Source organism: Bacteroides sp. 2_2_4 (assembly GCF_000157055.1).
GTDB lineage: Bacteria > Bacteroidota > Bacteroidia > Bacteroidales > Bacteroidaceae > Bacteroides > Bacteroides ovatus.
Map to the genome: position 1 here is coordinate 40815 of NZ_EQ973363.1, position 13269 is coordinate 54083.

A 13269-nucleotide genomic window follows, 5' to 3' on the forward strand; every position below is an offset into this window, starting at 1 on the left:
GATTTGAATTATACTATTATCTCGTAATAGCGGGCACAAAGATACGGCTTTTCTTTTGATTGACAAACATTTCGCATCTTTTTTACGAATACCGTTTCGGATAGCGGAACAAAATTGCTAGCAGGGCGCATGCTCCCATTGTAAACGGATAGTAGAGATTTCCGATGATACTGATGGGGGAGATACTGGCAAGTCCCGCTGCAATCAGCATCTGCGCTCCGTATGGAATAATCCCTTGTATCAGGCAGGAGAAAGTATCGAGGATACTGGCTGTTTTTCTTCGGTCGAGATGGAATTTCACGGCAATATCTTTGGCAATCGGTCCTGTTGTTATAATGGCAATCGTGTTGTTGGCTGTACATAAGTTGGCGATACTTACCAGGGCGGCAATGCTTAGTTCGGCTCCTCTTTTACCATTGACGTGGCGGGTGAGTTTTCGGATAATGAAATCGATACCGCCGTTATAACGGATTGTTTCGAGCATCCCTCCGGCCAGCAGAGTGATAATAATCAGTTCTCCCATTCCTGTAATTCCTGTTCCCATGGCACCAAACCAGTCGAAGATTCCGAAGCTGCCGGTCGCGATGCCAATGATGCCACTTGTCAATATACCTATTATGAGTACGAGCATCACGTTCATTCCGGCAATGGCTGTTCCTAATACTATTATATAAGGTATAACTTTGATCCATTCAATGGTCTGTGTTTGGGTGGGGGCTGTAATGGATAGTCCCTGAAATATGTAAATTCCCAACACAATGATGGCTGCCGGGACGACAATCATAGAATTTACACGGAATTTATCACGCATTACACATTCCTGGGTTTTTGTCGAAGCGATGGTGGTGTCGGAGATAAAAGATAAGTTGTCTCCGAAAAAAGAACCGCCTACTACGACGGCTACCATAAAGGGGAGAGCTATTTCAGTTTTTTCTGCCAGTCCTACGGCAACGGGAGTAAGGGCGACAATAGTTCCCACACTGGTTCCGATGGATAAAGAGATGAAACAGGCGGCAATAAAGATACCTGCCAGCAATAAATTGTCAGGAAGAATATGCAGCGTCAGATTGACGGTGGCATCGATTGCACCCATTTGCTTTGCGCTTTGGGCAAAAGCTCCGGCAAGGATGAATATCCATATCATCAGGAGGATATTCTTATTGGCAGCTCCTACCGAGAATTGATAGATACGTTGGTCTAGTTTTAAGCCGCGTGTAATGGCGATGGCATAACAGGAAGAGACGAGGAAGGCCACTGTGATAGGTACTTTATAAAAGTCGTTGACGAGGATAGAAGTTACCAGATAGAGGCAAAGGAATACGAGTAACGGGCTTAATGCCCACCAGTTTCCGGGACGGTCTTTATGTATTTTTTCTTCAGTCATAAATGAACGTTGGGTATTTGTTTTATTCTAAAATCAAAATAGCGATGCAAAAGTAGTGTTTTTCACAGGAAGTGGCAAAAAGGAAGTCGAAAGAAGGCATTATTTCATTGATCTTTCTATAGATGAGGGAGACACTCCATAGAAAAAAAGTATAACCTGTTCCTACTATTGATAAGTAGGGCAGGTTCTTTTTATTATTTCTTATTGATTTAAGCGCAAGGGATGTGTGAACCAGAAACGGCTGCCGACTCCTATTTCGGATTCGGCACCGATAGTGCCGCCAAGATGTTCGATGATACTTCTGCAAATAGATAGACCTAAGCCCGTGCCTTTTGAAAAAGAGTTGAGTTTTACAAATCGGTCGAACACCTGATCTACTTTATCGGGTGCAATCCCCATACCTGTGTCTGTGACAGCGAATTCTATCTCATTACTTTCTGCTTTATGGCGATATTCCAACATAATCTGCCCTTCATTTGTAAATTTGAGAGCATTATTTATGAAATTGGTAATAACCTGCATTAAACGTTTTTTGTCTGTGTAAATATAATATTCAGGTAAATCCGGAGCCAGCAAAACGGGTACGGGTTTATCTTCTTTTATATCATAATTGCGCATTATATCTTCGCAGAAGCTCTTGATATCCAGGTGATCCATGGTGAAGTCGAGTGTTCCGGCTTCTATTTTCGATAAATCGAGAATATCGGAAATCAACTGCAAAAGAAGTTCTGTGTTTTCCTGCATAATGTCAACATAATCCTGACGTTCTTTTTTGTCGTCCGATTCAACCAACAGACTTGCAAAACCAACAATCGCATTTAGCGGAGTGCGGATTTCGTGACTCATGTTAGCGAGAAAGGCTGATTTTAAGCGGTCCAGATTTTCTGCTTTTTCTTTGGCTACTCTTAGTTCTTCTTCAATCGTTTTTTGATGGTTGATATCGACACTGGTTATAACATGTGCTATTTGTCCGTCAATCCAGGCAAATGCTGCGCTGAATACCCGGAACCAACATTTGTCAAACGGGCGTTGGTAGTCCCAGGAGTAGACTTTGGTAGGTTGCCCGTTTTCGTCAATCAAATGTTTTTTAGGACAAAATTCACATTCTCCGGTTTTATCTTTATAAAGAGCCTGCCAGCATTTTTTTCCTTCAAAATGTTCGATGCCTCCATAAGGAGCGGCCATAGATTCATTGACATATAGCATATCATGAGAATCAAAAGAGTTCACATAAATGTCAACTCCCATATTATTCATGATGCTGCTTAATGTCTTGCTTGCCCGCACTTCTCTTTCTTTATATTCCCGCACTGCTATTTCCTTGGAGAGGGAGCCTAAAATGAGATGAATCACTTGAAGTTCTTCATCGGTGAAGGATATTGCATGTTCTCTGTCTCCAAATCCGATGAATCCGATAATTTTCCCTTCGGAGTCTTGGATTTGCCGGATTAGTAATGAGTCGACTTTATAAAAATCCACGATGTCTACATCATTCCAAGAAGTATTTTGGTTTCTGCAAGCATAAAAAGGTTTGTTCTTTCCATTTATGCGCGCAGCATGTTGATTGGTCATTTCGCTGATTTCAAAACGTTGTCGCAGGATGTTGTCGCTATTTCCGACAGTTTCCTTTAGGTAAAAGTAGCGAAATCCATCAGTTTGGTAAATGAATCCTCTTTTAAAACCGTAGTATTCGCAAATATCCGTAAGTGATTCTGTGATTTTTTTCTCAATAGATTCACAGCCATTCAATCTTTCTAAAAAATGAAGTAAAAATGCATTGTAATTTTCTTTCTCTCTGGTCATATTGTTTTAGGCATCTTTAGTTAGATAAACTCAAAATGAGTATGCTGTTCATCTCTTTCAAATCTTCAAGCTGCTAATATACGGACTTTTTAAGAATGAATAATACTGTTTTTGTTTTTTCGTAATGTTCCGTTTTTCTTTATTTTAGTACGGAAAGAGAATAGGATAGAGAGGATATATTTTTTATGGGTGTATGGATGTTGTATGTTTGTTGAAAAATATTAAAGTTGGGAGTGTGGTTGTGTTGTTGCTCTGATGATCTATAAATGCCTGATTAATAGAATGATATATTTGTCGTTTTTCCTTTTAAACCAACAAGTCGTTCCTTTAAAAGAAACGACTTGTTTCACACCGAGAAACGCATCGTTTCTTTTAAAGGAACATACCTTTCCATCTTGGGATGTGTAGATTTATGTTACAGTGTTTATATTTATTGTTTGGCATCTACATTGTAGGCATTATTTTAATGCTTCAATTATATGTGGTAGCATTGTCCAAATGGTATTTTCATCTTGAGCGGTGAAGAAGTTACCATCTATCTCTGATTTCTCATCGGTAGCTGTTCCGTTTTGAATAGCTGGCTTGGCTAATGGGTGAACTGCTACTTTTTTCCCTTTGGTTATACCGGTAAAGTCAAACATCATTGCACCGGCACAATGTCCGATCATAATTTTCCCTTTATCCCCGAACGTTTTAATGACTTGCATCAAATCTACATTATAAGGCTTATCGGTATTCTGCTGAAATACAGGCACTGCATCGCCACAAGAGAAAACGAGTGCGTCAAACTCATCTTCGTGTCCCTTCAAATTAGCAATCACATCATCTGCTGTTAGGCTGATTCCTGAATTTGTTTTAATCTCCTTCGTATCCGATACGGCAAATACTTTATATGAAATGCCATTCTCGAAAAATGCTTCCAAATATTGGAATAATCCACAACCATTTACCGGATTCACTGCTAAAACTGCAACTTTCTTTGCCATAATCATAATTATTTAAATGAAACAATAGTTATTATTAGTAAGTTTATTACTTTTGTGATGCAAATGTATCTCTCTTGTTTGAGAAATGCAATAACGTACTTGAAAATAAGGAAGTTACATAGAGGTAACTATTGCTGAAGCTCAATAAAATACAAAACGTTAAAGAATGAAAAACTTTCATCCGACGGGGAATTGTCCGATAAGAGATGTGCTTAGCCGCTTGGGAGATAAGTGGTCGATGCTGGTGCTTATTACGCTGAACGCAAATGGAACTATGCGTTTTAGTGATATCCATAAAACGATAGAAGATGTCTCTCAAAGAATGTTGACTGTTACATTGCGTACTTTGGAATCAGATGGATTAGTTGAACGGAAAGTATATGCTGAAGTACCTCCCCGTGTGGAGTATTGCTTGACAGATACAGGAAGTACATTGATTCCTCATATTGAAGGACTGGTGGGATGGGCCTTGGAGAATATGAGTACTATTTTGGACCATAGACAAATGAATCAGCAACATTAATGACAACGAAAGAAATGAATGAGATAGAGACTGAACTGATTATGCTCGGAACGGGTAATGCTACTGTAACCAAATGCTATAATACTTGTTTTATCCTTAAAACGAAAGAGACAGTGCTGTTGGTTGATGCAGGGGGGGGAAATGGAATTTTAAATCAGTTGGAAAAAGTGGATATGCTTATTGATAGTATACATGATATGTTTGTGACGCATGCTCATACCGATCATATACTGGGGGCTGTCTGGATGATACGTATCATTGCGCAGCGGGCATCCAATGGACACTATTCTGGTAGGTTTCGAGTGTATGGACACGATAAAGTATTGATGGTGTTGGATCAAATATGCCGCATGACGCTTCCTGTCTCGGTTATGGGAGCTATCAATAAGTATGTTGAGTTCTGTGAAGTCAAACATGGTGATACTCTCCGGCTCGGAGACTTGAATGTACAATTTTTCGATATTGCCTCCACTAAAGAAAAACAATTTGGCTTCCGGGCATTATTGCCTGATGGAAAGTCTCTGGCTTGTTTGGGAGATGAACCATATAATGAGCAAAACCGTGCGTATGCTGAAGGAGTAGACTGGTTATTGTGTGAAGCATTCTGTTTATATGCGGACCGTGAACGTTTTAAACCTTATGAAAAACATCATAGTACGGCACAGGATGCAGGCAGGCTGGCGCAACAATTGGGAGTAAAGAATTTATTGTTATATCACACGGAGGATAAGACGTTGGAAACTCGCAAGAAGTCTTATACAGAAGAAGCATCCCGGGAGTTTTCCGGAATGGCGTATGTACCTGATGATTTGGAGAAAATACTTCTGTAGAAAGAGGTCTTTAACATGAGGAGGAGATCAAAGTTGAATAGCCAACTCATTATCAATAATGTCTTGTTCTATATTCTTCTCTTTTATTTATTTCCGAAATGTGATTTCTCATTTTTTTATATATTGATTTAATTCCTGGCAATCCACAGACAGCTCATTCACTACTTTCCAACCAAAGATACCGTTATGTAGGGTAACGTGCAACGTGCAGCCTACAGCTACCTGTGCATCTATTGGTACATGGAAATAAAGCTGTTCTCCGGGATTACCGATACTTTCAGCCTGTAATACACGACATTCAGGCAGAAAAGCACGATAGCGGGATGAGTTGTTCGGACGCTGGAAACGTACTTTCGTCACCCGATATTCCGCTTGGACAGATGCATCATCCGCCATCCATCGGTTAGTATGTAACAACAAGCTGATGCCAATACCATGCAGGAAAAATCCAATTGCAAAGCTCCATCCCAGTGTTTTTAGGTAATAACTAAACGGTGTGCCTTTGTTTGCTGCCAGCACACCTATGATGGTGATGAATATTGCTGTGGTGAGCATCATAATAAGTATAAGCTGCCGATAACTGACACCACACAAGGCCGTACTGTTTAGTAATGCTCTATCCGGAGATAACAGATAGAGCAATACGACAAATAATATAAGGGCGCCTGTCAGTATTAGAAGGCAGCCTACTGTCTCCTTACGGTCTTTTCGCTTCTCACGAAGTTCGCCGACGGTGGTGAATCTACGGTATTTCATGATTTCATAAATATCATTATCCCGATCCCACCAAGCATGATGATGATAGCATTGATAATCATTCCGACTCTCAATCCTTTTTCGCCGAATACGTCATATAACCACAGGAGAAAATTGAATCTTCCGGTGCGTTGTCCCGTCATGTCAAATATCCATTCCCATCGGCGAATAGCCCCGATAAGGACTAAAGCTCCCAAAGCGATGAGGATTAAACCGCCACTTGTTGGTGTCAGGTTGCTAAAAAAATCTTGTTCTTTTTCCATGTTTGTTATTTTAGTTTTATTGTTTAACTAACAATGTTTGGCAGCGTGCTATTTTAAACCGCGTACTGTTTGGTTAGTAACTTTTTTAATGCTAACGTTTCTCAATACTACAATATAAGAGTCAAAAGTCATTCCATTAATTTCTTCTTCATATCCGTTAGCATCAACCACACTTCTAAGAAGGCTTGAAACAGGAATTAGAAATTGAGGATTGGCTGCAGATGGCTTATATTTTGTATAAATCGCATTTATTTGATGGACTGTTCCTTGTAAAATATGTAATCCATCACTCGTTTCATAATGTGCATCGTATATGTATTCTATTGTTTGGTTGACGTCAGTTAGTGTTTTATTGAAAGTAAAAACATCCCATCTAACCATATCGTTTATACTGAATGGTTGACCGCAACATTGCATCTGCCATCCTTCATAAAGTACTGTGTAGTAATTTTCCATATGTTTTTGTTTACTTGGTTAATAATATCCGGTAGTGTGTAGCATTATGTTGTTAGCTGTTTGCTATCGTCCAATTCCCTTTTTGCTTTTATAAATAGCTCCATTAACCTATCAGCAAATTCCTCATTCTCAAAATGTTTGAATTCATGCCAGCAAACAATCGTTATCGGTGCTTCTTCTAGTACGTTTTTTATGCAATTCAAAGCCCAACTTTTATTATCTGCATTATACCAGTCTTTTTCAATCTCTTCTGATACTCTTGCGGTAATTTTATCCAAATTCTTACCGATTAATAGATGTTTATCATCTATAGGTGGGATGATATGCTCTAATTCACATTCTTTGAAATTGATGAATTGCATCGTTGCCAATGAAAAATCGATATTCTTCATGATTACTTTAGAAGCATCAAGGATATTCTCCATTTTTGTATGTTTCTTAATCCGGAAGATAACTTGTTCTGATTTATCTGAAGTTTGATACTGTGTGATTTCCTCTTTTCTCATTCTCTGTATCATAAAATCATCTATCAAACCTACAAAGCGAACATTTTCCATATAAAGACAATATATTATGTAACTTTTTATCTTGCAGTTCTCAAATACGGTATTTGTTATATATGAAGCGTTTGTGATTTTACCTAATTTACATTTGACAAAAGTGCAATTATTCTGCCCACCGCCCCAAGCTCCGAGGTAGGTAGCAGACAAATCGACTCTTGTAAATGTGCAGTTTTCAAAGAAACAGCACCAAAATCTGGTATGTCCGCAAATAGTCTTATTGAAAATGCAATTACGGAAGTTCACGTTCTTAAAAACGACTTCGGTGATATCCGACTTTGTGAAATCATAATCCACAAAATCCATATTCTCAAATTTTGCATCTTCCGCTATTTTTAAGCCCTTGTATTCAGTGTTCATTTTCTGTCTTATTTTGCGGGTGATAATGTTCGGCAGCGTATGCTTTTGGCGGTGTGCTGTTTGTTAGCAATACATTATGAATGTTTGCAATGCAGAACCTAATACTTTTCCCATAATTTATTGATATTGGAACGTCTGACTTTTTCTCCTTCTCTCAAATCAGGCAAAGAAAGCAGTGTTTTATCATGTTCGATAATTTGTTCTATTGAAACAATATAAGCATCATCTTCTTTAATTGTATATGCATGAAAACATAGCCAATCACCATCATCATCGTATATAACATTAGTTATTGGTTTATTTTCAATCATAACTTGCTTTGAAGTTATAACTGGCTTCAGCTTTTCTTCATTAATTATTTTCATAACTTTCTATTATTTAATTATTATTGCTAGTGTTAAGTCACTAACTGATTTTGGACAGTTTGCAGGTTGTTATCATCTAGTTAATATAGGGTTAAATCCCGCACAGTGTTATTTTTCCAAATAAAGCTGAAACAATAATCCAAATCGTCTGTGGTAAATGTGATTTCCCAGCTATCGTTGTACTTGACGGATGCTTTTATTTCTTCCGGATAAAATCTATTCTGCCACGAAATATATGCTTCTTCTTTATGTGCCAATCGGCTTTCATTAGGTAATAAGCTTTCCACCCGGGCAATCACTGATTTCCAATTCTCCAACAATGCCTGTAAATCCAATAACTGTTGTGACAAAGGAGCTGAAGCATCTCCTTCTAACCAAATCACAGTTTCCGCCGAATATGATGGTAACTGTACTGTGCTCCACCAGGCGTAGTGCTCATTCTGCCACCAATCACAAACCTTAGAGTGAAAGATTCCCAAATCTTTTACTGCATATTCTTTTTTTGTTCCTAATAAAATATTTACCAGCTTTTTGAAAGATCCCATTGCTTCTATTTTTTAGTTTGTTGCGAATGACTTTAAAAGGAATGACATAATTAGTCTCCTTTTTCTTTTGATTATCAATTGTAGTAGGTTATTGTAAGATCTTCAATCTTGGCACTCTATTCTTCATTTTCTGTTTCCTCACTATAAGCCAATTGGATATCAATAAACTGAATGACTAATTGACAAATGGTTCCATTTTCATCAATACCCCAATATACGGGATAGGCACCATCTCCAAATCCGGATTGAAAAATTGGCATATGATATTCTGTTCCCGGTACCTGCCAATTCAGCCAGTCGCCTCCTTTGCGCTGATATTCCGGATGTTGGTTATAATTCTCTTTAAATAGAGATGCAAAATATCCATCGTAGGGGTTATCATCAGGATTATCTTTGCGCCATTGTTCATCCCAATCACAATAAATGCGATGAAGTACCTCGTCACAGATACAGCCCAGTCCAGCATCGACACAAAAGCCAAAATAATCTCCATCTTCCAATGTGTCAAGGTCTTCATTTCCGACCAATGCTTCGTAGAAGCGAACAGCTCGTTTTTCAGAAAAACATAGACGTACAGCGGCATAGCGGTCGCAATCCTCACCATCAGATTTGACTACACATATTTCAGTGTGATATGTTCCTGTAGGAGCAGTTAGAAGATAGGGGCGTTCACTACGGTCAGAGAGATATACCAATGGATCTCTTACCAACACTTTCCCGCTTGGTAAATCACATGCCCCAATGTCCATTATAGCTAATGCTTTTCCGGCGATTTCTTTCTGTTCAAAATAAGTATTCAGGTCAACGGGACAAACAGTCTTTTCTTTTACTGCTTCCCATTTTTCCATCCATTTGTTGTCATTAACTGTTTCCATATTTTTCTTTATTTATTAGTTGTTAATTGCGGGTAGCTTTTGTCATTAGGTCGCACAGATGTATGTTAATAACCTTTTTACCACTCTTCAAAGTTTTCTTCTATAAAAACTGCAAGTCGTTATTTATAAAATCATTCTTTTCATTTTACTATTGCACTGTCGATAACGTTGTACTAACAGCGGTAATTTGTCCTTCGCTGTTATTTTTTTTAATTATACCATTAAAACTTTCTTCTAAAATATCGTCGAACGATCTCTTCTTTTTGGTATTTAGCAGCTTTCCAACAATTGATTTGGGCAGTAATGTATACTGGCTTTGCTTGCCTTTACTCTGACAGGCGTGTATCAGCAGATGGGGTATATTTATTCTATCTTTTGCCTGATATGCTTTCATGTTTGTATCTTATAAAATAGTTATCATTTATTTAAAGATTATATTTTCATATAGATCACATATAATCATCTTGTATTTAGCAGTATACTAATTATACTGTTTTTTGTAACGAGTGATACGCAAATGTAATGATAATATTTATAAGAAAATTATTTCTCTAAATATTTATTTATTTTTATTTTATTCGAACTTGCTTACTTATAATTTCGGGTAAATTATTACCTTTGCTACCAATCGAAGATAACCGTTTGAAATGAAAGAGGATAAGACGCAAAGAATACGCCGTACTCGCAACGAATTAAAGGAGGCTACCCTCCGAGCTGTGTCGGAACTATCAAAAGAAAAAGGATTGTCCCGTATCACGATGGTGGATATTGGGGAGAAAGCAGGCATTCGTGTAGACGTGTTGAAACGTAACTACACTTCTGTGGAGAAGATACTTTCGCTTTATGCCGCTTCGGTAGACTATTGGATTTCTGATCTGTTCACCCCCAAACATCCGATGGCGACAATTAATGAAAAGGTAATGGCCGAAGTCTTTACCAATCTTGCCAATGCCCTCTATAACGATAGTGAGATGCAAAAACTGCTTCTTTGGGAATTGTCCGAAGATAATCCTACTACTCGTCGGCTGGCAGCCAACCGGGAATTATTCTATGCTGATGTATTTACCCGCTACAATGATCTGTTTAAGGATACAGGGCTTCACATCGATATTATTTCGGCATTGATAAATGCAGGTATCTATTACCTGATTCTTCACCGTAAACGTTCCACTTTTTGGGGTGTAGACTTCTCAAAACGTCCGGAACGAAAACGGTTTATCGAAGCCATCGGTCAGGTGATTACCTTAATCTTCAATACTCTTGAACAACAAAAACAAACAGTGGAGATAGCTCGCAAACTCAAACTGAAAGGCGTTGCTCTTGATGTGATAGCCGAATGTACGGGGTTGTCAAACGAGTTTGTGGAACAGTTGTAGTGTCCAGAAAGTTTATATCTTTGCAATAAACTATTTTATAGGTTGTTGATAAACAAATATAACGGTACAGGTCAATGACTTCCACACCGTTCAATATCTAAAAATATGGAGATAAAACTAGTAACTTCAGATAAAAAAGAATTCCTCGATTTATTACTCTTGGCTGATGAACAAGAGGATATGATTGACCGATATTTGGAACGTGGTGACATGTTTGTTCTTTATGATGACGGGCTGAAAGCTCTTTGTGTGGTGACACGTGAGGGGGAAGGTGTTTATGAAATCAAGAATATAGCTACTGTTCCTTTCTTCCAGCGCCAGGGGTACGGAAAACGTTTAATAGAGTTTTTATTTGAATATTATCAAGGGAAGTGCTCTGAAATGTTGGTGGGCACAGGAGATGTACCTTCTTCCAGATCATTCTATGAACATTGTGGTTTTGCGATTTCTCACCGGATAAAGAATTTCTTTACTGACAACTACGATCATCCGATGTATGAGGATGGTGTGCAGTTGGTGGATATGATATATTTGAAGAAAACATTTTAGTGTGTAACGATGGAAATAGATATCAATCATTTGGTGAAAGAATATGGAAATATGATTTCCATGATTGCTCACCGGATGATTCAGAATAAAGAAATCGCCCGCGAAGCAGCACAGGAAGTGTGGTATGAACTTTGCAAAAGTATCAGTAGCTTTAAAGGCGATTCGGAGATTTCTACATGGATATACACTATCGCTCGTCGCACTATTGGCAGATATGCAGCATGTGAAAAGCAGGTGAAAATGTCGGAAATCGAATATTTCCGTTCGTTGCCGGAAATTGAATATTCCGGTGGGGAAGAAGCGAAGCGGGAATGGATAAAAGAAAGGTGCGACTGGTGTATCACCGCTTTAAATCATTGTCTGAATAATGATGCTCGTCTGATTTTTATCTTTAGAGAAAATGTCGGGTTGCCTTATCGGCAGATTGGCGAAATCATGGAACTGAAAGAAAGTAATGTGCGGCAAATCTATAATCGTTCCATTCAGAAAATCACAGCTTTTATGAATGATACTTGCCCGTTATATAATCCCGATGGTGCTTGTAAATGTCGCATTTGCAAACCGGTATATTCTATTGATATGGATAAAGAATATACAATGGTGCAACGAATGATGAGGCTTGCCGATTTATATAGGAAGTTTGAAAAAGAACTACCGAGGAAAAATTATTGGGAGAAATTCTTGCAGTAAGTTGTCACAAAGCTCATTTGCTTTTCCACTAACTATATGTATAATTAAAAAACATATAGTTATGAGTAAAATTGACTTTTTAAAGGAGCAGATTATAGAAGCTCGCACATTTGTGAATCGTTTGATGTCTGAATTGCCGGAAGATTTGTGGTATGTTATTCCTGAAGGAACAGATTCTAACTTTATTTGGCAAGTGGGACATCTGCTTGTTTCACAGAATTTCCATACACTGACAGCTGTTACCGGAGTGAACGAAAAGGTGGGGCGGTTAGTGCCTCCTATCCCAAAATATAATAGAATATTCAATGGTATGGGAACATTGCATCGTTCCATAGAAAAGGACTTGATTCCAGTTGCTGAATTGAGAGAACAAACGGAAATTGTTCATCAAATCTGTATCGAGAATCTGGAAACTCTGAATGATGATGTTTTGGCAGAGTGCTTGCAGCCTCTCCCGTTTAAACATCCTGTTGCGGAAACTAAATATGAAGCATTGTCGTGGAGCTTTAAACATGAAATGTGGCATAGTGCAGAAATGGAAGCTATCAAAAGAGATTTAGGTTATCCAATCGTTTGGATGAAATAATGATTATGTCCATTTCTATTACTGTGTAAATAAATAGACTTATTAATGACCTGCTATTGTATGCAAACGTGTTTCTCAATTTTTACAATTAAGGACTGCGCTCTTAATAAATGTACTTTCTGTTTATAATAAACTTTTTGATAGTTTATTATAAACGGTATCAGAGTTTATTAAAAACTATTTTGATCGTTTTTAGAGATTCGATAGAATGAATTAAGTAAAAATATAAACAAAATAGGGCAATGATCGTTAGATCATTGCCCTATGATATATCTGTACTAATACTGAAATGTATCAGTTTAAAGGCTGTTTATGTCTCTATTTTTCTTATATTTTTCATTCCTCTTATTGCTTTTGTTTCC

Annotated in this window: 17 protein-coding genes and 1 pseudogene; 6 read left to right on the top strand and 12 right to left on the bottom strand. The window is 37.9% G+C overall.

Annotated features, from left to right (window positions below):
- Positions 1 to 82 precede the first annotated feature (82 nt).
- From BSCG_RS09360 to BSCG_RS09350, 3 genes are all read right to left on the bottom strand, one after another.
- Entirely contained in the window at positions 83 to 1384 is a 1302-nt protein-coding gene (locus BSCG_RS09360; protein ID WP_008640665.1) for a Na+/H+ antiporter NhaC family protein, read from the bottom strand.
- Between the two features lie 201 nt (positions 1385 to 1585).
- Complete coding sequence (locus tag BSCG_RS09355) at positions 1586 to 3187, bottom strand: GAF domain-containing sensor histidine kinase (RefSeq protein ID WP_008776547.1); 1602 nt, start codon at positions 3185 to 3187, stop codon at positions 1586 to 1588.
- A 458-nt stretch (positions 3188 to 3645) separates the two neighbouring features.
- A complete protein-coding gene (locus BSCG_RS09350; protein ID WP_008776549.1) occupies positions 3646 to 4173 on the bottom strand; it encodes a DJ-1/PfpI family protein in 528 nt (175 codons plus the stop codon).
- Positions 4174 to 4339: 166 nt separating this feature from the next.
- On the opposite strand from BSCG_RS09350, the gene BSCG_RS09345 reads away from it, so the two are divergent.
- Together BSCG_RS09345 and BSCG_RS09340 are read left to right on the top strand one after the other, a co-directional pair.
- Positions 4340 to 4696 carry a winged helix-turn-helix transcriptional regulator gene (locus BSCG_RS09345; protein WP_008776550.1) on the top strand — a complete coding sequence of 119 codons (357 nt, stop codon included), beginning with the start codon at positions 4340 to 4342 and terminating at the stop codon, positions 4694 to 4696.
- Positions 4696 to 5526, top strand: a complete 831-nt coding sequence (locus tag BSCG_RS09340; protein ID WP_009041002.1) for an MBL fold metallo-hydrolase — start codon at positions 4696 to 4698, stop codon at positions 5524 to 5526. Before BSCG_RS09345 ends, BSCG_RS09340 begins: the two co-directional genes overlap by 1 nt.
- Positions 5527 to 5634: 108 nt before the next feature.
- Here the strand turns inward: BSCG_RS09340 and BSCG_RS09335 are convergent, their stop codons facing one another.
- From BSCG_RS09335 to BSCG_RS09300, 9 genes and pseudogenes are all read right to left on the bottom strand, one after another.
- Positions 5635 to 6282, bottom strand: a complete 648-nt coding sequence (locus BSCG_RS09335; RefSeq protein WP_008776552.1) for a hypothetical protein — start codon at positions 6280 to 6282, stop codon at positions 5635 to 5637.
- Positions 6279 to 6545 carry an Imm17 family immunity protein gene (locus BSCG_RS09330; protein ID WP_008776553.1) on the bottom strand — a complete coding sequence of 89 codons (267 nt, stop codon included), beginning with the start codon at positions 6543 to 6545 and terminating at the stop codon, positions 6279 to 6281. Before BSCG_RS09330 ends, BSCG_RS09335 begins: the two co-directional genes overlap by 4 nt.
- A 48-nt stretch (positions 6546 to 6593) precedes the next feature.
- A complete protein-coding gene (locus BSCG_RS09325; RefSeq protein ID WP_008776554.1) occupies positions 6594 to 7001 on the bottom strand; it encodes a DUF6578 domain-containing protein in 408 nt (135 codons plus the stop codon).
- A gap of 44 nt (positions 7002 to 7045) precedes the next feature.
- The gene (locus tag BSCG_RS30505; RefSeq protein WP_229097238.1) at positions 7046 to 7558 is read right to left on the bottom strand and encodes a hypothetical protein; all 513 of its coding nucleotides are present in this window, start codon (positions 7556 to 7558) and stop codon (positions 7046 to 7048) included.
- A 234-nt stretch (positions 7559 to 7792) separates the two neighbouring features.
- Positions 7793 to 7921, bottom strand: a pseudogene (locus tag BSCG_RS30775) (pentapeptide repeat-containing protein); the annotation flags it as partial.
- A gap of 98 nt (positions 7922 to 8019) precedes the next feature.
- Positions 8020 to 8286: a hypothetical protein gene (locus BSCG_RS09315; RefSeq protein WP_008776556.1), complete on the bottom strand. Its 267-nt coding sequence runs from the start codon at positions 8284 to 8286 to the stop codon at positions 8020 to 8022.
- An 80-nt stretch (positions 8287 to 8366) separates the two neighbouring features.
- The gene (locus BSCG_RS09310; RefSeq protein WP_008776557.1) at positions 8367 to 8831 is read right to left on the bottom strand and encodes a hypothetical protein; all 465 of its coding nucleotides are present in this window, start codon (positions 8829 to 8831) and stop codon (positions 8367 to 8369) included.
- Between the two features lie 116 nt (positions 8832 to 8947).
- Positions 8948 to 9706 (bottom strand): DUF4241 domain-containing protein, encoded by a 759-nt coding sequence (locus BSCG_RS09305; RefSeq protein ID WP_008776558.1) that lies wholly within the window; start codon positions 9704 to 9706, stop codon positions 8948 to 8950.
- A 148-nt stretch (positions 9707 to 9854) separates the two neighbouring features.
- Complete coding sequence (locus BSCG_RS09300) at positions 9855 to 10100, bottom strand: hypothetical protein (protein WP_008776559.1); 246 nt, start codon at positions 10098 to 10100, stop codon at positions 9855 to 9857.
- A gap of 253 nt (positions 10101 to 10353) precedes the next feature.
- Between BSCG_RS09300 and BSCG_RS09295 the strand changes: the two genes are divergently transcribed.
- The 4 genes from BSCG_RS09295 to BSCG_RS09280 all read left to right on the top strand — a co-directional run bounded on the left by BSCG_RS09295 (position 10354) and on the right by BSCG_RS09280 (position 12907).
- On the top strand, positions 10354 to 11082 hold the full coding sequence (locus BSCG_RS09295; RefSeq protein ID WP_008776560.1) for a transcriptional regulator: 729 nt from the start codon (positions 10354 to 10356) through the stop codon (positions 11080 to 11082).
- A gap of 105 nt (positions 11083 to 11187) precedes the next feature.
- Positions 11188 to 11631 (top strand): GNAT family N-acetyltransferase, encoded by a 444-nt coding sequence (locus BSCG_RS09290; RefSeq protein ID WP_008776561.1) that lies wholly within the window; start codon positions 11188 to 11190, stop codon positions 11629 to 11631.
- A gap of 9 nt (positions 11632 to 11640) precedes the next feature.
- Positions 11641 to 12321: an RNA polymerase sigma factor gene (locus tag BSCG_RS09285; protein WP_008776562.1), complete on the top strand. Its 681-nt coding sequence runs from the start codon at positions 11641 to 11643 to the stop codon at positions 12319 to 12321.
- Positions 12322 to 12382: 61 nt separating this feature from the next.
- A complete protein-coding gene (locus BSCG_RS09280) occupies positions 12383 to 12907 on the top strand; it encodes a DinB family protein (protein WP_008776563.1) in 525 nt (174 codons plus the stop codon).
- Positions 12908 to 13269 lie beyond the last annotated feature (362 nt).

Excerpts from the sequence above, each read along its gene's own strand:
- BSCG_RS09330 (WP_008776553.1), bottom strand. The coding sequence starts at position 6,545 with ATGGAAAAAGAACAAGATTTTTTTAGCAACCTGACACCAACAAGTGGC.
- BSCG_RS09340 (WP_009041002.1), top strand. The coding sequence starts at position 4,696 with ATGACAACGAAAGAAATGAATGAGATAGAGACTGAACTGATTATGCTC.
- BSCG_RS09355 (WP_008776547.1), bottom strand. The coding sequence starts at position 3,187 with ATGACCAGAGAGAAAGAAAATTACAATGCATTTTTACTTCATTTTTTA.
- BSCG_RS09285 (WP_008776562.1), top strand. The coding sequence starts at position 11,641 with ATGGAAATAGATATCAATCATTTGGTGAAAGAATATGGAAATATGATT.
- BSCG_RS09345 (WP_008776550.1), top strand. The coding sequence starts at position 4,340 with ATGAAAAACTTTCATCCGACGGGGAATTGTCCGATAAGAGATGTGCTT.
- BSCG_RS09295 (WP_008776560.1), top strand. The coding sequence starts at position 10,354 with ATGAAAGAGGATAAGACGCAAAGAATACGCCGTACTCGCAACGAATTA.
- BSCG_RS09350 (WP_008776549.1), bottom strand. The coding sequence starts at position 4,173 with ATGGCAAAGAAAGTTGCAGTTTTAGCAGTGAATCCGGTAAATGGTTGT.
- BSCG_RS09315 (WP_008776556.1), bottom strand. The coding sequence starts at position 8,286 with ATGAAAATAATTAATGAAGAAAAGCTGAAGCCAGTTATAACTTCAAAG.
- BSCG_RS09360 (WP_008640665.1), bottom strand. The coding sequence starts at position 1,384 with ATGACTGAAGAAAAAATACATAAAGACCGTCCCGGAAACTGGTGGGCA.
- BSCG_RS09300 (WP_008776559.1), bottom strand. The coding sequence starts at position 10,100 with ATGAAAGCATATCAGGCAAAAGATAGAATAAATATACCCCATCTGCTG.
- BSCG_RS09325 (WP_008776554.1), bottom strand. The coding sequence starts at position 7,001 with ATGGAAAATTACTACACAGTACTTTATGAAGGATGGCAGATGCAATGT.
- BSCG_RS09290 (WP_008776561.1), top strand. The coding sequence starts at position 11,188 with ATGGAGATAAAACTAGTAACTTCAGATAAAAAAGAATTCCTCGATTTA.
- BSCG_RS30505 (WP_229097238.1), bottom strand. The coding sequence starts at position 7,558 with ATGGAAAATGTTCGCTTTGTAGGTTTGATAGATGATTTTATGATACAG.
- BSCG_RS09310 (WP_008776557.1), bottom strand. The coding sequence starts at position 8,831 with ATGGGATCTTTCAAAAAGCTGGTAAATATTTTATTAGGAACAAAAAAA.
- BSCG_RS09335 (WP_008776552.1), bottom strand. The coding sequence starts at position 6,282 with ATGAAATACCGTAGATTCACCACCGTCGGCGAACTTCGTGAGAAGCGA.
- BSCG_RS09305 (WP_008776558.1), bottom strand. The coding sequence starts at position 9,706 with ATGGAAACAGTTAATGACAACAAATGGATGGAAAAATGGGAAGCAGTA.
- BSCG_RS09280 (WP_008776563.1), top strand. The coding sequence starts at position 12,383 with ATGAGTAAAATTGACTTTTTAAAGGAGCAGATTATAGAAGCTCGCACA.